Source organism: Sphingopyxis sp. DBS4 (assembly GCF_024628865.1).
Taxonomy (GTDB): Bacteria; Pseudomonadota; Alphaproteobacteria; order Sphingomonadales; family Sphingomonadaceae; genus Sphingopyxis.
On the sequence record NZ_CP102384.1, the window covers coordinates 3,033,337 to 3,051,358 of the forward strand.

The 18,022-nt window shown below is 66.3% G+C and carries 17 protein-coding genes; 3 read left to right on the top strand and 14 right to left on the bottom strand.

Annotated elements, in window-relative coordinates; genetic code table 11:
• Positions 1 to 9 precede the first annotated feature (9 nt).
• The 12 genes from NP825_RS14485 to NP825_RS14540 form a co-directional block, all read right to left on the bottom strand.
• Positions 10 to 216, bottom strand: coding sequence for a hypothetical protein (locus NP825_RS14485; RefSeq protein WP_257544751.1), 207 nt, complete (start codon positions 214 to 216; stop codon positions 10 to 12).
• A gap of 96 nt (positions 217 to 312) precedes the next feature.
• Positions 313 to 936, bottom strand: a complete 624-nt coding sequence (locus NP825_RS14490) for a trimeric intracellular cation channel family protein (RefSeq protein WP_257544753.1) — start codon at positions 934 to 936, stop codon at positions 313 to 315.
• A 116-nt stretch (positions 937 to 1,052) separates the two neighbouring features.
• Entirely contained in the window at positions 1,053 to 2,450 is a 1,398-nt protein-coding gene (lpdA, locus tag NP825_RS14495) for a dihydrolipoyl dehydrogenase (RefSeq protein WP_257544756.1), read from the bottom strand.
• Positions 2,451 to 2,489: 39 nt separating this feature from the next.
• Positions 2,490 to 3,722, bottom strand: a complete 1,233-nt coding sequence (gene odhB, locus NP825_RS14500; RefSeq protein WP_257544758.1) for a 2-oxoglutarate dehydrogenase complex dihydrolipoyllysine-residue succinyltransferase — start codon at positions 3,720 to 3,722, stop codon at positions 2,490 to 2,492.
• Positions 3,723 to 3,818: 96 nt separating this feature from the next.
• Positions 3,819 to 6,641, bottom strand: a complete 2,823-nt coding sequence (locus NP825_RS14505; RefSeq protein WP_257551477.1) for a 2-oxoglutarate dehydrogenase E1 component — start codon at positions 6,639 to 6,641, stop codon at positions 3,819 to 3,821.
• An 85-nt stretch (positions 6,642 to 6,726) separates the two neighbouring features.
• Complete coding sequence (gene sucD, locus NP825_RS14510; RefSeq protein ID WP_257544760.1) at positions 6,727 to 7,617, bottom strand: succinate--CoA ligase subunit alpha; 891 nt, start codon at positions 7,615 to 7,617, stop codon at positions 6,727 to 6,729.
• Between the two features lie 110 nt (positions 7,618 to 7,727).
• Positions 7,728 to 8,285: a hypothetical protein gene (locus NP825_RS14515; RefSeq protein WP_257544762.1), complete on the bottom strand. Its 558-nt coding sequence runs from the start codon at positions 8,283 to 8,285 to the stop codon at positions 7,728 to 7,730.
• Complete coding sequence (gene mdh / locus NP825_RS14520; RefSeq protein ID WP_257544764.1) at positions 8,255 to 9,217, bottom strand: malate dehydrogenase; 963 nt, start codon at positions 9,215 to 9,217, stop codon at positions 8,255 to 8,257. Before mdh ends, NP825_RS14515 begins: the two co-directional genes overlap by 31 nt.
• Before the next feature lie 234 nt (positions 9,218 to 9,451).
• Positions 9,452 to 10,576 (bottom strand): cell division protein ZapE, encoded by a 1,125-nt coding sequence (gene zapE, locus NP825_RS14525; protein WP_257544766.1) that lies wholly within the window; start codon positions 10,574 to 10,576, stop codon positions 9,452 to 9,454.
• Complete coding sequence (locus NP825_RS14530) at positions 10,573 to 11,064, bottom strand: PaaI family thioesterase (protein WP_257544768.1); 492 nt, start codon at positions 11,062 to 11,064, stop codon at positions 10,573 to 10,575. The genes zapE and NP825_RS14530 overlap by 4 nt, the downstream gene beginning before the upstream one ends.
• Positions 11,061 to 12,041, bottom strand: coding sequence for an MBL fold metallo-hydrolase (locus tag NP825_RS14535; protein WP_257544770.1), 981 nt, complete (start codon positions 12,039 to 12,041; stop codon positions 11,061 to 11,063). The genes NP825_RS14530 and NP825_RS14535 overlap by 4 nt, the downstream gene beginning before the upstream one ends.
• On the bottom strand, positions 12,041 to 12,823 hold the full coding sequence (locus NP825_RS14540) for a succinate dehydrogenase iron-sulfur subunit (RefSeq protein ID WP_257544772.1): 783 nt from the start codon (positions 12,821 to 12,823) through the stop codon (positions 12,041 to 12,043). The genes NP825_RS14535 and NP825_RS14540 overlap by 1 nt, the downstream gene beginning before the upstream one ends.
• Before the next feature lie 119 nt (positions 12,824 to 12,942).
• On the opposite strand from NP825_RS14540, the gene NP825_RS14545 reads away from it, so the two are divergent.
• From NP825_RS14545 to NP825_RS14555, 3 genes are all read left to right on the top strand, one after another.
• Positions 12,943 to 14,472 (top strand): lipopolysaccharide biosynthesis protein, encoded by a 1,530-nt coding sequence (locus tag NP825_RS14545; protein WP_257544774.1) that lies wholly within the window; start codon positions 12,943 to 12,945, stop codon positions 14,470 to 14,472.
• Between the two features lie 228 nt (positions 14,473 to 14,700).
• Entirely contained in the window at positions 14,701 to 15,441 is a 741-nt protein-coding gene (locus NP825_RS14550) for an isoprenylcysteine carboxylmethyltransferase family protein (protein WP_257544776.1), read from the top strand.
• 4 nt (positions 15,442 to 15,445) lie between these two features.
• A complete protein-coding gene (locus tag NP825_RS14555) occupies positions 15,446 to 16,168 on the top strand; it encodes a hypothetical protein (protein WP_257544778.1) in 723 nt (240 codons plus the stop codon).
• A gap of 106 nt (positions 16,169 to 16,274) precedes the next feature.
• Here NP825_RS14555 and NP825_RS14560 read toward each other — a convergent pair whose 3' ends face one another.
• Together NP825_RS14560 and NP825_RS14565 are read right to left on the bottom strand one after the other, a co-directional pair.
• Positions 16,275 to 17,048 carry a nucleotidyltransferase family protein gene (locus tag NP825_RS14560; protein WP_257544780.1) on the bottom strand — a complete coding sequence of 258 codons (774 nt, stop codon included), beginning with the start codon at positions 17,046 to 17,048 and terminating at the stop codon, positions 16,275 to 16,277.
• The gene (locus NP825_RS14565; protein ID WP_257544782.1) at positions 17,045 to 17,959 is read right to left on the bottom strand and encodes an alpha/beta hydrolase; all 915 of its coding nucleotides are present in this window, start codon (positions 17,957 to 17,959) and stop codon (positions 17,045 to 17,047) included. Before NP825_RS14565 ends, NP825_RS14560 begins: the two co-directional genes overlap by 4 nt.
• Positions 17,960 to 18,022 lie beyond the last annotated feature (63 nt).

Sequence of the window (18,022 nt, forward strand, 5' to 3'; positions counted from 1 at the left end):
GACGGAAAGTCAGGCGAGACGGCGGAGCAAGCGGCGCGCGCGCCCGACGCTATGGCGGCGCCTCAAAAGGCGCGCCACGGTCCATGCGATCAGCGGCAACAGGACGATGATCAGCGACAGCCCGACGATCCAGCGGCCAGTCGCCGCCGGATCGCCGCACGCACTCGCGCAATCGGGCGCCTCGACCCCGGCGCCGAACGAGATCAGCAATGTCATCAAGATGGAAATGGTCCCCACGGCGCGCCTCTCCGCGCGCCCGCATCCTTAGCGGATCGATGTTAAGTCGGCGTTGCGCCTCGATTAGGCCGCTGTTTACCGCGATTCGCGGGGCCCCTTATAGGCCGGAAGCGCCAATGACCAGCGAATTGCCGCGCCGCGCAGCATGAATCCGGCGCCGGCGCCCGCGATCGCCGCCACCGCCGTCCCGAGGCCAAGCCACAGCAGGACGAGATAGAGCCCCGACGCGAGCGCCGCCGCGGTGACGTAGATTTCGGGCCGCATGATGATCGACGGCACCCCCGCCAATATGTCGCGGATCGTGCCGCCGACGCAGCCGGTGATCACCCCCATCATCAGCGCCGGCACCGGCGGCACGCCCCAGGCAAGCGCTTTCGCGGTGCCGAACACCGCATAGGCGGCGAGCCCCACCGCATCGGCCCATTCGAGCAGATGCCCCTGCCACCAGCGTTCGGGCGTCGCCCAGACGGTGAGCGCGATCGCGATGCACACCGCAGCGATCGCGCCGTCCTGCACCCAGAAGACCGGCGCACCGATCAGCAGGTCGCGCACGCTGCCGCCACCAACGCCCGTCACCAGCGCGAAAAAGCAGGCGGTGACCAAGGTCTGACGCAGCCGCACCGCCATCAGCGCGCCCGACAGCGCGAAGACGCCGATGCCCGCGAGGTCGAGCAGGCGGATGAGGGTTTGGGTGTCCATGCGTTCCTATACCATCCTCGCCGCCACGAGCCACGTCATTGCGAGCGCAGCGAAGCAATCCAGAGAGGCTTACGCTACCCTGGATTGCTTCGCTGCGCTCGCAATGACGACGAGGATCAGATGTGGATCGGTTTGCCCGTCACCGCCATCGCCGCTTCCTTGATCGCTTCGCTATGCGTCGGGTGGGCGTGGCAGGTGTAGGCGATGTCTTCGGACGTCGCGCCGAATTCCATCGCCTGCGCCGCCTGCGCGATCATCGTGCCCGCGACGCTGGCGATGATCCAGACGCCGAGCACGCGGTCGGTCTTGGCATCGGCGATCACCTTCACGAAGCCGTCGGGCTCGTGGTTGGTCTTGGCGCGGCTGTTCGCGAGCATCGGGAATTTGCCGACCTTGACCTCACCGCGCTCCTTCGCGGCTTCCTCGGTCAGGCCGACGCCGGCGATCTCGGGCCAGGTGTAGACGACCGACGGAATGACATCGTGGTTCACGATGCCGGTCTGACCCGCAATATTCTCGGCGCAGGCGATGCCTTCGTCCTCGGCCTTGTGCGCGAGCATCGGGCCGGGGATGACGTCGCCGATCGCCCAGATGCCGGGAACGCTGGTGCGGAAATCATGGTCGGTCTCGATCTGACCGCGCTTGTTGACCGCAAGCCCCGCTTTGTCGAGCGCGAGCCCGTCGGTGTTCGGACGCCGCCCGATCGACACCAGCACGACGTCGGCCTCCAGCGTCTCGGCCTCGCCGCCCGCCGCGGGTTCGAGCGTCAGCACCGCCTTCTTGCCTTTCACTTCGGCCCCCGTGACCTTGGTCTTGAGCTTGAACTCGATACCCTGCTTCTTGAAGATCTTGTTCGCTTCCTTGCGGACGTCGCCATCCATGCCAGGGAGGATCTGGTCAAGAAACTCGACGCAGGTGACCTTGGCGCCGAGGCGGCGCCACACGCTGCCGAGTTCGAGCCCGATCACGCCGCCGCCGATCACGACCATATGGCCGGGCACCTTGGCAAGTTCGAGCGCGCCGGTCGAATCGACGATCACGCCCTTGGCGTTATCGACCTCGACACCCGGAAGCGGCGTCACCGACGATCCGGTGGCGATGATGATGTTCTTCGCGCGCACGCTCTTGCCCGCCACGTCAACGGTGTCGCTGGACGTGAACTGGGCATAGCCCTTCAACCAGTCGATCTTGTTCTTCTTGAACAGGAATTCGATGCCGCCGGTCAGGCCCTTGACCGCGTCCTTGCGCTGGCCGTGCATGGCGCCGAGGTCGAGTTCGGGCTTCACCTTGATGCCCATCGCCGCCATCGCGCCGCCGGCCGCGGCCTCATAATATTCGGACGCATGGAGCATCGCCTTCGACGGGATGCAGCCGACGTTGAGGCAGGTGCCGCCCAGCGTCTCGCGCCCCTCGGCGCACGCGGTCTTCAGGCCCAACTGCGCCGCGCGGATCGCCGCGACATAACCGCCGGGGCCGGCACCGATGACAAGGACGTCGTAGTCGTAATCAGCCATTTTTCAGTCCTTTCGCCCCTCACGGGGTCGGGGAGAATCTCACAGATCGATCAGCAGCCGCGCCGGATCCTCGATCGCTTCCTTGATCGTCTTGAGGAAGGTCACCGCCTCCCGGCCGTCGACCAGCCGGTGATCGTAGCTGAGCGCAAGATACATCATCGGACGGATGACGATCTCGCCGTTCCGCACGACCGGGCGGTCCTCAATGCGGTGGAGGCCGAGCACCGCCGACTGCGGCGGGTTGATGATCGGGGTCGACATCAGGCCGCCGAACACGCCGCCGTTCGAGATGGTGAAGGTGCCGCCGGTCATGTCGTCCATCGTCAGCGTGCCGTCCTTGGCGCGCTTGCCGAGGTCCGCGATCGCTTTCTCGATGTCGGCGAAGGACAGGCTGTCGGCGTTGCGGACGATCGGCACGACGAGCCCGTTGGGCGCGCTGACCGCGACCGAGACGTCGAGATAGTCGTGATAGACAATCTCGTCGCCGTCGATCCGCGCGTTGACCGCCGGAATGTCGTGCGCAGCGAGCGCGACCGCCTTGGTGAAGAAGCTCATGAAGCCGAGGCGGACGCCATGCTTCTTCTCGAAGCTCTCGCGATATTTGTCGCGCGTCGCGATCACCGCCGACATGTCGCAGTCGTTGAAGGTGGTGAGCATCGCCGCGGTGTCCTGCGCCGACTTCAGCCGCTTGGCGATCGTCTGGCGCATCCGCGTCATCTTGACGCGTTCTTCGCGGCGGCCCGGCGTTCCGCTCGCGGCGGGGGCTGGAGTGGGCGCCGCCGCGGGTGCCGGCGCGACTTCGGGCGCGGCATTGGCGGCGGCGAGCACATCTTCCTTGGTCAGGCGGCCGTCCTTGCCGCTGCCCTTGATCTTGGTCGGATCGACGCCATGCTCGAGCACGAGGCGGCGCACCGCAGGCGACAGCGTCGGGACGCCGTCGCCGCTCTCCTCGGCCGGCGCCGGAGCGGTCGCGGCGGCGGGGGCCGGAGCGGCGGCTTCCTTGGCGGCGGGCGCGGGCGCCGCGCTTTTTCCGTCACCCGCTTCGATCGTCGCGATCACCGCGCCGACATTGACCGTTTCGCCGACCGCGACGACCTGCTGGCCCATCACTCCGGCAACCGGCGACGGCACTTCGACCGCGACCTTGTCAGTTTCGAGGCTGGCGATCGGCTCGTCGACCGCGACGGGGTCGCCCGGCTGTTTCAGCCATTCGCCGATCGTCGCTTCGGTGACGCTTTCGCCCAGCGTGGGGACTTTGACTTCGGTGCTCATCGCTTTTTCTCTTTCCGTGCCCCTGCGAAGGCAGGGGCCCATCATCAAACGGTGGGAGATGGGCCCCTGCCTTCGCAGGGGCACACCCTTATAATCCTAAGCCTTATTCTTCGTCCGGCGGATTTCGGCGCGGACCGACAGGCCGAGCGCGTCGGCGACGAGCGCCGCCTGTTCGGTCTGGTGGCGGCTCATCAGGCCGGTCGCGGGCGACGCGGCGGCGGCGCGGCCAGCATAGCGCGCGCGCATTCCCTTGTGCCCCGCCTCCTTCAGCGACTCCTCGATCAGCGGCTCGACGAAGAACCAGGCGCCGTTGTTGCGCGGTTCCTCCTGCGCCCACACCACTTCCTCGAGATTCTTCATCCGCTTCAGGCGGACGGCCAGCGCCTCGCCGGGGAAGGGATAGATCTGCTCGATGCGGACCACGGTCGTGTCGGTCAGTCCCGCCGCGTCGCGCGCTTCCATCAGATCATAGCCGACCTTGCCCGAACAGAGGACGACGCGCTTGATCTTGGCGTCCTCGGGGGGGGTGCGATCCGACATGATACGGCGGAAATGCGCGTCGCCGATGAAGTCCGAGCGCTGCGATACCGCCAGCTTGTGGCGGAGCAGCGACTTGGGCGTCATGATGATCAGCGGCTTGCGGAACGAACGCAGCATCTGGCGGCGCAGGACGTGGAAATAGTTCGACGGGGTCGAAATATTGCACACCTGGATATTGTCGCCCGCGCAAAGCTGCAGGAAGCGTTCGAGGCGTGCCGAGCTATGCTCGGGGCCCTGCCCTTCATAGCCGTGCGGGAGGAGCAGCACGAGGCCGTTGGCACGCAGCCACTTCGCCTCGCCCGCGGCGATGAACTGGTCGATCATGATCTGCGCGCCGTTGGCGAAATCGCCAAACTGCGCTTCCCACAGCACGAGGCTCTTCGGATCGGCCATCGCATAGCCATATTCGAAGCCGAGCACGCCATATTCGCTAAGCGGGCTGTCGAGCACCTCGAAACGGCCATGCGGGACGGTCGTCAGCGGCACATATTTATGCTCGTCCTTCTGGTCGACCCAGACGGCGTGGCGCTGGCTGAACGTACCGCGGCCCGAATCCTGGCCCGACAGGCGCACCTGATAGCCTTCGCTGAGCAAAGTCCCGAAAGCGAGTTGTTCGGCGGTCGCCCAGTCGAACACTTCGCCATCACTCTTGTCGGCGAACATCGCGGCGCGCGCGTCGATGACGCGGCGCAGCGTCTTGTGAACCTCCAGGTCGACGGGGATCGTGGTCAGCGTGCGGCCGATCGCGTCGAACAGCTTTTCCGAAACGCCCGTCGCGATGTTGCGGCGTGCGCCTTCGGGATCGGTCGGCGCATAAAGGCCCGACCAGCGGCCGGCGAACCAGTCGGCCTTGTTCGGCTTGTAGCTTTTCGCACCCTCGAATTCCTCTTCGAGGTGAGCGACGAACTCGGCGCGGTGCTTGTCGGCCCAGCCGGCGTCGATCACGCCCTCACCCTCCAGCTTCGTGGCGCAAAGCTGCGACACCGGCGGATGCTGGCGGATGCGCGCGTACATCAGCGGCTGGGTGAACGAGGGCTCGTCGCCTTCGTTGTGGCCGAAGCGGCGATAGCACCACATGTCGATCACGACATCGCGCTTGAAGCGCTGGCGGAAATCGATCGCCAGCTTGCAGGCAAAGGTCACCGCTTCAGGGTCGTCGCCGTTGACGTGCAGGATCGGCGCCATCACGCCCTTCGCGACGTCCGACGGATAGGGCGACGAGCGCGCGAATTGCGGGCTGGTCGTAAAGCCGATCTGGTTGTTGACGATGAAATGGATGCAGCCGCCGGTATTGTAGCCGCGAATCCCCGAGAAGCCGAGACATTCCCAGACGATCCCCTGCCCCGCGAACGCCGCATCGCCGTGGATCAGCACGGGCAGCACCTGCTCATGCTTGCCGAGGTCGTCGCGCACCACCTGCTGCGCACGCGCCTTGCCGAGCACAACCGGATCGACCGCCTCGAGGTGCGAGGGGTTAGGGACGAGCGACATATGGACCGCGATGCCGTCGAACTCGCGGTCGGTCGAGGTGCCGAGGTGATATTTGACGTCGCCCGAGCCGCCGACGTCGTCGGGGTTGGCGCTGCCGCCCGAAAATTCGTGGAAGATCACCTTGTACGGCTTTGCCATGACGTTCGCGAGCATGTTGAGGCGCCCGCGATGCGCCATGCCGTAGATGATTTCCTTCACGCCATATTGGCCGCCATATTTGATGATCGATTCCATCGCCGGGATCATCGATTCGCCGCCGTCGAGGCCGAAACGCTTGGTGCCGACATATTTGCGCGCGAGGAATTTCTCCCACTCCTCGGCCTCGATCACCTTGTTCAGGATAGCGCGTTTGCCCTCGACCGAAAATTCGATGATCTTGTCGGCGCCTTCCATCCGCTCCTGCAGGAACTGGCGCTCGACGATGTCGGCGATGTGCATATATTCGAGGCCGACCGCGCCGCAATAATTGGCCTGAAGGATCGCCACGATCTCACGCACCGTCGCCTTTTCGAGGCCGAGCGTGCCGCCGAGCCAGATCGGCCGGTCGAGCGCCGCGCCGGTGAAGCCGTGATATTCGGGGGTCAGGTCACCGGGAAGTTCGCGCGTGCTGAGCCCAAGCGGATCGAGCTTGGCGGCGAGGTGGCCGCGGACGCGATAGGTGCGGATCAGCATCATCGCGCGGATCGAATCGTCGGCCGCGCGCTCGACCTCGGCATTCGACAGCGGCACGCCGGCCTTGGCGGCGGCCGCCTTCACCGCGACCTGCATCTGCTGCGGATCGAGCGCGGCGGTCAGGTCGTCGCTGTCGATCGGCGGCCAGTTCTTCGGCGCCCAGCTCGGGCCGGCCTGCGGTTCGTCGATGTCGAAGCTTTGTCGTTCGAGGTTCATCTGCTTTTCCACGGGGAGGAAGGAATGGGTATTCTTCATATAGGAACGAAAGCCCGCCGGCGAAGGATGCCGGCGGGCCGTTCGATCAGACGCGTTCCTTGAGCACCTCGGCGAGCGTCGTGCCCAGCTCCGACGGGCTTGCCGACACCGCGATGCCCGCTGCCTCCATCGCCGCGATCTTGCTTTCGGCGTCGCCCTTGCCGCCCGACACGATCGCGCCGGCGTGGCCCATGCGGCGGCCCGGAGGAGCGGTGCGGCCCGCGATGAAGCCGGCCATCGGCTTCTTGCGGCCGCGCTTGGCCTCGTCGATCAGGAACTGCGCCGCCTGTTCCTCGGCGTCGCCGCCGATTTCGCCGATCATGATGATCGACTTGGTCGCTTCGTCGGCGAGGAAGAGTTCGAGGACGTCGATGAAGTTCGTCCCGTTCACGGGGTCGCCGCCGATGCCGACCGCGGTCGTCTGGCCAAGGCCGACGTTCGAGGTCTGGAACACCGCCTCATAGGTCAGCGTGCCGGAGCGCGAGACGACGCCGACGCTGCCCTTCTTAAAGATCGAACCCGGCATGATGCCGATCTTGCATTCGTCGGGGGTCAGCACGCCGGGGCAGTTCGGGCCGATCAGGCGCGACTTCGAACCCGACAGGGCGCGCTTCACCTTGACCATGTCGAGCACCGGAATGCCTTCGGTGATGCAGACGATCAGTTCCATCTCGGCATCGATCGCCTCTAGGATCGAGTCGGCGGCGAACGGCGGCGGGACATAGATGCAGCTCGCGGTCGCGCCGGTCGCGGCCTTGGCTTCCTCGACCGTGTTGAAGTTCGGCAGGCCGATATGCGTCGTGCCGCCCTTGCCCGGCGTCACGCCGCCGACCATCTTGGTGCCGTAGGCAAGCGCCTGCTCGGTGTGGAAGGTGCCGGTAGCACCGGTCATCCCCTGGGTGATGACCTTGGTATTCTTGTCGATCAGGATGGACATATTCAATAAACTCCATGTCGGCCCACGAATTGGACGGGCACTCTCAATCTTCGATCAAAACCATATGAACGGGATAGTCGAAGCCGCATGATAGCGGCGCAGCTTCAAACTCATGGCTTTTTCCCTGCTTTCCGCGATTCGGCCTGCTGCTGCGCCATCAACTGCTTGGCGGTTGAAGCATCGAACGTTACAACTTCCGCCATCCCCATCGAAGCCACGTCTTCAATTCTGATTTCAAAGCCGTCCGAATAAAAGGGCATACTCGACGCGACGAAAGTTCCAGGCGGTGGCGATATCGAACCGCCATTGGCGTGCGCAGAAACACCGCGAAACGCGGTCGACGCATTCCAGCGGCGCGAAAAAACGCCGCACCGCCGAACCACACCGCCCACAGGCTGCGCATATTCGGCGAAGACAAGATAGGATCGCTCGCCGGACGCCGGGGCATAGGCCTTCAGGTCCGAAGAATAGTCGTATCGATCCTTCACTTGCCGAGGCATTTCCTGGGGATCAACGGCCTTCCAATCAGAAGGCAGACTCACCTGCCCCTCCGTACAAGCCTGCCAGAAAAAATCGGCAAGACCTGACGGTTGATCGAGCTGCGTCGCCGCCAAAAAGAGAAAGGCCGCCGACAACATCACGCCAGCGACGAATCCAGATTCTTGCACGCCTCCAGCAGTTCCTTGACCGCATCGACCGAGACCTGCAGGCCCGCCTTGTCGGCGCCGTCGAGTTCGATCTCGACGATCTTCTCGACGCCGCCCGCGCCGATCTGCACCGGCACGCCGACGTACAGGCCGTCGACGCCATATTCGCCGTCGACATAGGCGGCGCAGGGCAGGATGCGCTTCTGGTCGCCGAGATAGGCTTCGGCCATCGCAATGCCGCTCGCGGCCGGGGCGTAGAAGGCCGATCCGGTGCCGAGGAGCGCGACGATCTCGCCGCCGCCGCCGCGGGTGCGCTTGACGATCGCGTCGATCTTCTCTTGCGTCGACAGGCCCATCTTGACGAGGTCGGGAACGGGGATGCCGTTGATCGTCGAGTAGCGGACGACGGGGACCATCGTGTCGCCGTGGCCGCCGAGCACGAAGGTGTTCACATCCTTGACCGAGACGGCGAACTCGTCGGCGATGAAGTGGCTGAAGCGCGCCGAATCGAGCACGCCGGCCATGCCGACGACCTTGTTGTGCGGGAGGCCCGAGAACTCACGGAGAGCCCAGACCATCGCATCGAGCGGGTTGGTGATGCAGATGACGAAAGCGTCGGGAGCGTTCGCCTTGATGCCTTCGCCCACTGCCTTCATGACCTTGAGGTTGATGCCGAGCAGATCGTCGCGGCTCATGCCCGGCTTGCGGGCGACGCCGGCGGTGACGATGATGACGTCGGCGCCCGCGATGTCCTTATAATCGTTGGTGCCGGTGATCTTCGCGTCGAAGCCCGCGATCGGGCCCACCTGCGACAGGTCGAGCGCCTTGCCCTGCGGCACGCCTTCCACGACGTCGAACAGGACGACATCGCCGAGTTCCTTCTGCGCGGCGAGCAGCGCCAGCGTTCCGCCGATATTCCCGGCTCCGATCAATGCGATCTTCTTGCGTCCCATGGCGCGCGGCACTCCCTTCCTGGCAAGCCCGGCAAAGGTTCACGGACCGCGGGGGCACGGGCCTGACGCCCCGCTCCGGTCCCAAGACTGGCGACGCCCCTACGCCGATTCCCCTAAGGAAACAACCGCCAAAAGGACGAAATTCCGCCTTTTTTTGCAAATGGTTCGCAATAACAATAAAGCGGGAGCGGGGGGCTCCGCCCCTCTATATGCAAGTCTATTGTGACGCGAAGATCATGCGTCGGCATCGTCCTGGCCGTGGCCGAGCGCCAGATAATCGTCGGACTGCATTTCAGAGAGGCGGCTCGCGGTGCGCTCGAACTCGAAGGCGCCGTCGCCCGCCACATAAAGCGCGTCGGGCTCGGCGGCCGCGCTCGCGAGCAGCTTGACCTTATATTCGTAGAGCGCGTCGATCAGCGTCACGAAGCGCGCCGCCTCGTTGCGGTTCTCAGGCCCCATGCGCGGGATGCCGACGAGGATCACGGCGTGAAAATGACGCGCGACCGCCAGATAATCCGCCGCCCCGCGCGCTTCGCCGCACAGGCGCTTGAACGAAAAGACCGCAACGCCCTTGAGCGCCTTGGGAACATGCAGGAGGCGCCCGCCGCCGACGTCGAGATCGAGCGTCGGGACATGCGCGCGGTCCTCGGGCGGATAATCGGTGAGGCGGAAGAAGGCGGCCGACAGCGCTGCGCTCGCCGCATCGTCGGCGGGGACGAACCAGCGCTTGCCGTCGCCGAGCCGATGGCGGCGGTAATCGGTCGGGCCGTTGAGGCTCATCACATCGAGCTTCGCCTCGACGAGCGCGATGAAGGGCAGGAAATGCTCGCGGTTGAGCCCATCCTTGTAGAGGTCGGATGGCGGCCGGTTCGACGTCGCGACGACGGTGACGCCGCGGTCGATCAGCGCGGTGAACAGGCGCGAGAGGATCATCGCGTCGGCGCTGTTGTTGACGACCATCTCGTCGAAGGCGAGGCAGCGGATATTCTCGACCAGCGCCGCGGCGACCTGCGGGATCGGGTCGCCGCTCTCGGTCTTGCGCACCTCGCGCATCCGCGCGTGAACCTCCTGCATGAAGGCGTGGAAATGGACGCGCCGCTTCCGCTGAATGCGGAGCTGGTCGTAGAAAAGGTCCATCAGCATCGACTTGCCGCGCCCGACCGCGCCCCAGAGGTAGACGCCGCGCGGCGCCTCCGGCTTGCGGCCCGCGATGCGCCAGAGCAGGCTGCCGCGCGGCGGCGAAGCCTCAAGTTCCTCCTGCAAATGGTTCAATCGCTCCGCAGCGGCGCGTTGCTCGGGGTCGGGCCGGAGCTCACCGCCCGCGACGAGCGCGTCATAGGCCGCGAGAACATCGGTCATTTCCGGCTCGCCTTGCGGATCGTCCCGGCGAATGTCAGCACGATATGCTCGTCTCCCTCGCCCTGCACGACCAGTCCGCGCAGGAAGATCAGCCGGCCGGTCTCGCGCACCAGCTCGACGATAGCGTCGAGCGGCTCGCCGACGCGCCCCGCGCCGACGAACTGGGTCGAAAGGTCGAGCGTCACCGAATGCCCCGCCTCGAGCGATCCGAACTGATGCGACGCCGCGAACAGCGCGACGTCGACGAGCGCCAGACTGACCGCGCCATGGACATTGTCGCCGAGATTGCTGTGCCGGCGTTCGGGGTGCATCCGCACCCGGGCGCAAGGGCGGCCGTCCCCGGTCGGGCTTTCGCTGCGCACCGACAGCGGCTCGATGAACGCGTTGAAGCGGTCCTTGTCCTTGAGATTCCAGCTTATCCAGCCGTCCGTCAGTTCCTCGGCGCTGAAATTCTCGCGCCGCTTCGGCTCCTCGATCCCGTCATTCATGCCGTGCAATATCCGTCCAGTTTCCCCGAGCGTACCAGCTCGCCATAATAGTCGGCCATCGCCTTCGCGCGCGCCGTGTCGCCCGCGATCCACTTCGCGGCACCCGTCAGCCAGCCGGTCGAACAGCCCTCAAGCGCGCTCGTGCCCCGCGCGCAAGCGATAAAGTCGGAAAAGGCGCGATGCCAGATAGCGAAATCGGCGATCGGCATGATCGGACCGTGGCCCGGAACGACCTGCTCGGCACCCGAAGCCGCGACGCCGTCGAGCGCCTTCAGCCAGCCTTCGGGGCAGGCGGTATCGAGAAACGGAACCGGAACCGTCACGAGGTCGCCGACGATCGCGCGCTTTTCCGCCGCGTCATAGATCCAGAGGTCGCGTTCGGTCACGGCGTTGCGCGCGACCCGCAGCGACAGCGGCCGCCCTGCGATGGTCATATCGCGGGATTCATCGACGATGATATCGGGCCGCAGTTCGGCGCCGCGCCCGATCGTGGCGAGATCGCCCTCGACATCGGCGAGCGCGCTCGCAGGGACCGCGCCGTCGGCGAGCGCCTTGCGCGAGGATTCGGCGCTTTTGGCGAGGAAGCCGGTCAGCGCGCCGTCGATCGCCGATGTGCCATAGACCTTGATATCCGGAAACGCGGCCTTGAGCGCCGGATTGCCGCTGACATGGTCGAGATGCCAGTGCGTGTTGACGATCGCGACAGGCGACATGCCGATCCCGCTCAGTCCCTGCCTGATCGCCGTCAGATGCTCGGAGTGCCGCCCCGTGTCGATCACGAAGGCGCCCTCGGGCCCGTAGAGGATCAGGCTGTTACCATCAGGCGAGCGGCCGGGCGGGAAAGCTCCGCCGATCAGGAAGGTCGCACCGCCGATGCCATGCGCGTAGGTGCGCGGCGGCGGAACGGTTTCGACAGCGGGTTTTGCGGCGCAGCCGGCCAGCCCCAGCGCGACCAGCGCTGGCAGCCAGCGCGGCATCAGACCTGACGCTCGGCCTCGAGCTTCTTGATCTCGGCAATCGCGCGCGCCGGGCTGAGGCCCTTGGGGCAGGCATTGGCGCAGTTCATGATCGTGTGGCAGCGATAGAGGCGGAAGGGGTCTTCCAGTTCGTCGAGCCGTTCGCCGGTATATTCGTCGCGGCTGTCGGCGAGCCAGCGATAGGCCTGGAGCAGGATCGCCGGGCCGAGGAACTTGTCGCTGTTCCACCAATAGCTGGGGCAGCTCGTCGAGCAGCAGGCGCAGAGGATGCACTCATAGAGGCCGTCGAGCTTTTCGCGTTCCTCGGGCGACTGGAGGCGCTCCTTGCCGCTCGGCGTCGTCGTCTTGGTCTTCAGCCACGGCTCGATCGACGCATATTGGGCGTAGAAATGCGTGAAGTCGGGAACCAGATCCTTGATGACTTCCATGTGCGGCAGCGGGGTGATCTGGATATCACCCTTCAGATCCTCGATCGCGGTGGTGCAGGCGAGGCCGTTCTTGCCGTTCATGTTCATCGAACAGCTGCCGCAGATGCCCTCGCGGCACGAACGGCGGAAGGTCAGCGTGCTGTCCTGCTCGCCCTTCATCTTGATCAGCGCGTCGAGCACCATCGGACCGCATGTGTCGAGATCGATCTCGAACGTGTCGAAATGCGGGTTCTGGCCGCTGTCGGGGCTATAGCGATAGACCTTGAACGTCTTGACGTTCGTCGCCCCCTCGGCCTTGTGGACCGTGCCGCCCTTTTGGATGCGGCTGTTCTTGGGCAGGCGGAATTCGGCCATGTCGCAGGTTCCCCTATATGCAATCGGGGCCCGACTAGACCCGATTGGCGGAGTCGGCAAGAGGGTGAGACGCGAAAGCCGCTGGCGGGCCGGCGCGCTTGCCGCTAGGGGCGCGAGCGATGAGCGAAGAGACCGCCCAACCCGCCGTCACCAGCCGCAGCGTCGCGAAGGGACTCGGCACGACCGTGCTCGCGCGGCTGGGCGCGGTGGTCGAGATCGTCGCGCAGCCGCTCTATGTTCTGATGTTCGGGCTCGCGGGTTACGGCCTCTATGCGGTGCTGTGGGCGACGGTGAACCTGCTCGAGAATATCTTCGACATGGGGATGACGAGCGCGATGCAGCGCACCGTGCCGCAGTCGGCGAGCGACGCCGAGGCCGCCGGCGCGCTGCGCACCGCGATGCTGTTCGGGGTCGGCCCCTGCCTGATCGTCGCCGCGCTGATCGCGGTTTTCGCCGCCGAGCTCGCCCCTTTCCTCAACGTCGCCGATCACGACCGGCCGCTCGTCGTGCCCGCGATCCGCCTGTTCGTCTGGGCGCTGCCGCTCTGGGCCTTCGTCGAGATTTCGACCTCTGCGATGCGCGCGCGGATGGTGTTCGGCGCCGAGATCCGCCTGCGGATCGTCTGGGAACAGATCATGCGGCTGGTGTTCGCGGGGCTGTTCTTCGCGGGCGGGCTCGGGCTCAAGGGACTGTTCATCGCGCATCTCTGCTCGCTCGGCATCACCGCCATCCTCTGCGTCCGCCTGCTCGCCCGTTATTATAATTTCGCCGACCTCCTTCGCGGCGGGCGCGGCGGCGAGGTCGAGCGCAACACTTTCTGGGCGGGCCTGTCGATCCTGCCGTCGAACATCATCGCGCGCCTGTTCGGCGACGCGCCGGCGCTGATCCTCAACCTGTTGCTGCCCGGCGCGGCGGGCGCCGCGGCGGCGGGGCTGTTCACGATCGCGCGCAAGCTGTCGAGCGTCGTCCAGCTCGTCCGCATCGCCTTCGTCTATGTGATGGCGCCGCTCGCGGCGAGCGCCGAGCGCGAGGACCGGGCGCAGGTCGCCGACATCTACGCCTATGCGACGCGGCTGATCTCCGCCATCGCCCTCCCCCTTGCGGCGGTGCTCGCGGCGGGGAGTTCGTCGCTGCTCGGGCTGTTCGGCCATCAGGCGCATGTCGCGCAGGGCGCGGTGATCATCCTGCTTTTCGCGCGCGCACTCGAGGCGGTGCTCGGCATCTCGCAGCCGGTGCTTCAGGTCGTCGCGGCCTTCCGTCACCAGCTCACCGCCGCGATCCTGGGCGTCGTCGTCGCGCTCGCGTCGGGCTGGCTGATCCTCGGCCATCTCGACGCGCTGACCGGGGTCACGCTGGCGATGTCGATCGGGCTGGTCGTGATGGCGGGCATTCCGATGGTGCAACTGGCGATGGGCGAGCGGCTGCATCCCTTCGACCAGCGCTTCCCGAAGGTCGCGCTTCGCGGCCTGCTGGTCACGCTCGCGGCGGGGGCGCTCGCCCTGCTCGTCAGCCGCCTGCCCGACGCGGCGGCGCTGCCGCTGATCACCGTCATCGCGGCGGGCGCGATCTGGTCGTCGCTGCGCTTCGCGCTGCCCCACGCCGACCGGGCCTCGCTGGGGAAGACGGCGCGGAAGCTGCGGCTGATCTGAAAACCGCCTCGCCTCCCCAAACCCGTTCGTGCTGAGCCTGTCGAAGCACCGTCCCTCCTTCAACGACGCCCAAAAGAAAGAACAGCCCTTCGACAAGCTCAGGGCAAACGGGGGTTGGAAAGCTGGAATAGGGATGAGGTCTTATTTTGGCCGCAAAATTTGCTAGAGGGGGCGACTGATTTTTCGCCGCGAAGGGTTTGACCTTGCGCGGCCAACAGGCGGAACTCGATGTACCAGCAAGAACTCGCCCGCAGCGGCAAGCGCCTCTTCTTCATTCGCGGCACCTATATCTACATCACCATCGCAATCTCGGTGCTGATCGCCTGGTGCAGCAAGGATTGGGGTCCGTTCAACAGCGCGGCCGGCGACTGCGCCTGGTTCTGGCTGTCGCTCGGCGTCGCCAGCGCGGGCGCGATCGTCCGCGTCTTCACCAGCGGCTGGGCCGCGCTCGGCACCTCGGGCCGCGCCAAGGTCGCCGCCGAAGCGAGCGAGCTCAACACCACCGGCCCATACAGCCTGGTCCGAAACCCGCTTTATGTCGGGCGCATCCTCAATTTCACCGGCCTCGCGATGCTGTCGGGAAGCTGGGTGTTCGGGGCGATCGTCTTTCTGCTTGGCATTCTGATCTACGAGCGCATCTCGATCTATGAGGAAGAATTCCTCCGCGAAAAATTCGGCGCGGCGCACGCCGAATGGGCGAAGGACGTCCCCGCGCTGCTTCCCCGCCTCACCGGCTGGGTGAAGCCCAAATATCCCTTTTGGTGGAAGCGGATGATCTGGCGCGAGCAGAACAAGCTGTTCCTGCTCGCGACGACGGTGTTCCTGACCTGGTTCGCGCGAATGGACTTCAACTTCGACGCGCTGACCCCGGCCCAGTGGAACTGGGTCTATGCCTTCGGCGCGCTCGTCGTCGTCCGCTTCTTCATCGGCGGGCTGAAGATGATCGGCTTCTTCAAGGAACTGAGCTGACCAAATGGGGGGCGATCTCGCTCCCCTGATCGCGCCCGAGGAGCGATTAGCTCCTCTAATCGCAGTCGTCGGCAGCGACGGGTCGGGCAAGTCGACCCTGTCGGCCGACCTGCTCGCGCATGTGCAAAAGACGCGCACGGCCGAGAGCGGCTATCTCGGCCTCGGCTCGGGCGAACAGGGACGGCGCATCGGGCGCTGGCCGATCGTCGGCCCGCCGCTCCACCGCTTCCTCGACGGCATCGCCGACAAGCTGCGCGAGCCGGGTGAGCCGATCCCCGGCAGGCTCGCGGCGCGCTACGCGCTGAACAAGTCGAAGAAACGCCGCGCGAAGTTCGAGCAGCTTCTGGAGCGCCGCCGCGCGGGCGTGACGATCGTCACCGACCGTTACCCGCAGATCGAGGTGCCGGGGCTTCACGACGGCCCGATCCTCGCCGGGCGCGCGACGAACCCACGCCTTGCCGTGATGCAGGCCGAGGAGCGCGCGCTCTATGCCGACATGGCGGCCTATGTCCCGACGCTCGTCATCCGGCTGCACGTCGACGTCGACACGGTGATGGCGCGCAAACCCGACCATGATCGCGCGCTGATCACGCGCAAGGTCGAGACGGTGCCGCTGCTGGCGTTCCAAGGCGCGCCGATCGTCGATATCGACGCGACGATTCCCTATAAGGAAGAACTGGCGCTGGCGATCGCGGCAGTGGACAGGGCGCTGGCGGCTACGTCCTAGTTTTTTTTCCGTGCGTCCCCGCGAAGGCGGGGACCCATATCCCGCCGGTTCGAAATAGCGCCGATCGGTGATGGGCACCCGCCTGCGCGGGTGCACGCAGCTTTGGTTATTGACGGTGGGCCGCCATGATTTTCTCGATCAGCACGATGTCGGCGGGCTTGTCGGCGTCGATGCAGGCCTCACCCTCGGACATCGGCACGACCTTCGCTTTGAGCCCGAAGCGCAAGCCCGCGCGCGCGATGCCCTGGTGGATGGTGAACAGCCGCAGCAGCGCCCCCATCAGCAGCCACGGCCCGAACGCCGCGATGATCTTCAGCCCCTTCTTGCGGTCGCGCTCGATCCGCCCCCAGAAATCGAGCAAAGGCAGCACCCGGCGCCCGCGCAGGCGGAACAGGTTCGCGCCCGACCACCAGCCGCCGCGGAACTTGAGCCACGTCCGCTTCGATTCGGGATAGCGCGCGAGCAGCACCCGCCGCTCGACCATCGCGACCGCGACATCGCTGTCCTCGGCGCCCGCCAGAAATTCGGCGATCATCGCGGGGGTGAGCAGGACATTGTCGGCGGTCGTCACCAGCACCGGCGCGTCCCCCTCGGGAAGCGCGGCGGCGAGCGAAGCGCTGATCCCCTGCCCCGAATCCGCGAAATGGAGGTCGGCGAGACCTGCCAGCCCCGGCTCGGCGGCCAGTTCGGTGCTGTTCTGCGCCAGCACGGTGATCGGCCCGACACCCGGCGCGGCGCGGAGCGCGCGCACGACATGGACGAGCATCGGCGTGCCGGCGATCGGGAGCAGCGCCTTGGTCGATACGCCGGTGCCCGAAAGCAGCGGGTCTGGTCCGGGACGGCTCCCGGCCATGACGATCGCCGGGATAAGCGCACTCATCGCGCCGCCTCGACGCGGCGGCCGGTCACGCCGCGCAGGAAGTCGCTCGCCTCGTCGAGCACCGGCCCGCGCGAACGGAAGGGCGCCGACAGCGCCATGACGATGCCGGTGTGCCCGATGCCGGGATAGAGGCGCAGCGTCGCCGAACCGCCCGCCTTCTCGATCGCGGCGGCGAGGTTCTGGCTGTTGCGCGGGCGCACCGTCGCATCTTCGTCGCCGCTCGCCAGCCACAGGGGCGGGGCATCGCCGCGCGCATAGGCGATGGGCTGCGTCTTCTCCGCCGGCTTCACCTTGCCCATCGCCTTTTCGGCAAGTCCGCCCTTTTCCATCGGCAGGAAATCATAGGGACCGGCCAGCCCCGCGACGCCGCGCAGGATCGCCGGATCGCTCTTCGCCGCGCGCAGCCAGGTCGGATCGAGCGCGAGCATCACCGCGTTATAGGCGCCCGCCGAATGGCCCATCAGCGCGATGCGGTCGGGATCGCCCGCAAGGCCATCGATATAGCGATGCGTCCAGGCGACCGCCGCGGCGCTGTCTTCCAGGAAATCGGGCCAATGCGCCTTGGGCGTCAGGCGATAGTCGGGAATGACGACGACGAAACCCTTCTGCGCGAGCGCGCGGCCGACGAAGCCATAGCTCGCGCGCTCGCCGCTGTTCCAGCCGCCGCCATAGAAGAAGACGATCACCGGCAGCCGGTCGCCCTGCTGCGCATGGTCGGGCGCCCAGATGTCGAGCGTCTGCCGCGGGCCGTTGCCATAGACTTGCCCCGCGAGCAGCAGCCGCGCGCCGCCGCCCGAGCCGAGCAGCTTGTCGGCCATGTCGAGCGATTTCGCGCCGCCCGCGACCACCGCCTTCGCGCCGCCACCGAAGAAAAGCAGCAGGAGCACCGCCACGATGAGGAATTTGATCAAACGCCGTCCCTTGACTTCGCGCCCCGCAGGCCCGCGCCCTACAGGGGTGGAGGGCGGGGAACA

Coding starts and splice junctions, on each gene's coding strand:
- NP825_RS14485 (WP_257544751.1), bottom strand. CDS start 216: ATGACATTGCTGATCTCGTTCGGCGCCGGGGTCGAGGCGCCCGATTGC.
- NP825_RS14490 (WP_257544753.1), bottom strand. CDS start 936: ATGGACACCCAAACCCTCATCCGCCTGCTCGACCTCGCGGGCATCGGC.
- lpdA (WP_257544756.1), bottom strand. CDS start 2,450: ATGGCTGATTACGACTACGACGTCCTTGTCATCGGTGCCGGCCCCGGC.
- odhB (WP_257544758.1), bottom strand. CDS start 3,722: ATGAGCACCGAAGTCAAAGTCCCCACGCTGGGCGAAAGCGTCACCGAA.
- NP825_RS14505 (WP_257551477.1), bottom strand. CDS start 6,641: ATGAACCTCGAACGACAAAGCTTCGACATCGACGAACCGCAGGCCGGC.
- sucD (WP_257544760.1), bottom strand. CDS start 7,617: ATGTCCATCCTGATCGACAAGAATACCAAGGTCATCACCCAGGGGATG.
- mdh (WP_257544764.1), bottom strand. CDS start 9,217: ATGGGACGCAAGAAGATCGCATTGATCGGAGCCGGGAATATCGGCGGA.
- zapE (WP_257544766.1), bottom strand. CDS start 10,576: ATGACCGATGTTCTCGCGGCCTATGACGCGCTCGTCGCGGGCGGTGAG.
- NP825_RS14530 (WP_257544768.1), bottom strand. CDS start 11,064: ATGAATGACGGGATCGAGGAGCCGAAGCGGCGCGAGAATTTCAGCGCC.
- NP825_RS14535 (WP_257544770.1), bottom strand. CDS start 12,041: ATGCCGCGCTGGCTGCCAGCGCTGGTCGCGCTGGGGCTGGCCGGCTGC.
- NP825_RS14540 (WP_257544772.1), bottom strand. CDS start 12,823: ATGGCCGAATTCCGCCTGCCCAAGAACAGCCGCATCCAAAAGGGCGGC.
- NP825_RS14545 (WP_257544774.1), top strand. CDS start 12,943: ATGAGCGAAGAGACCGCCCAACCCGCCGTCACCAGCCGCAGCGTCGCG.
- NP825_RS14550 (WP_257544776.1), top strand. CDS start 14,701: ATGTACCAGCAAGAACTCGCCCGCAGCGGCAAGCGCCTCTTCTTCATT.
- NP825_RS14555 (WP_257544778.1), top strand. CDS start 15,446: ATGGGGGGCGATCTCGCTCCCCTGATCGCGCCCGAGGAGCGATTAGCT.
- NP825_RS14560 (WP_257544780.1), bottom strand. CDS start 17,048: ATGAGTGCGCTTATCCCGGCGATCGTCATGGCCGGGAGCCGTCCCGGA.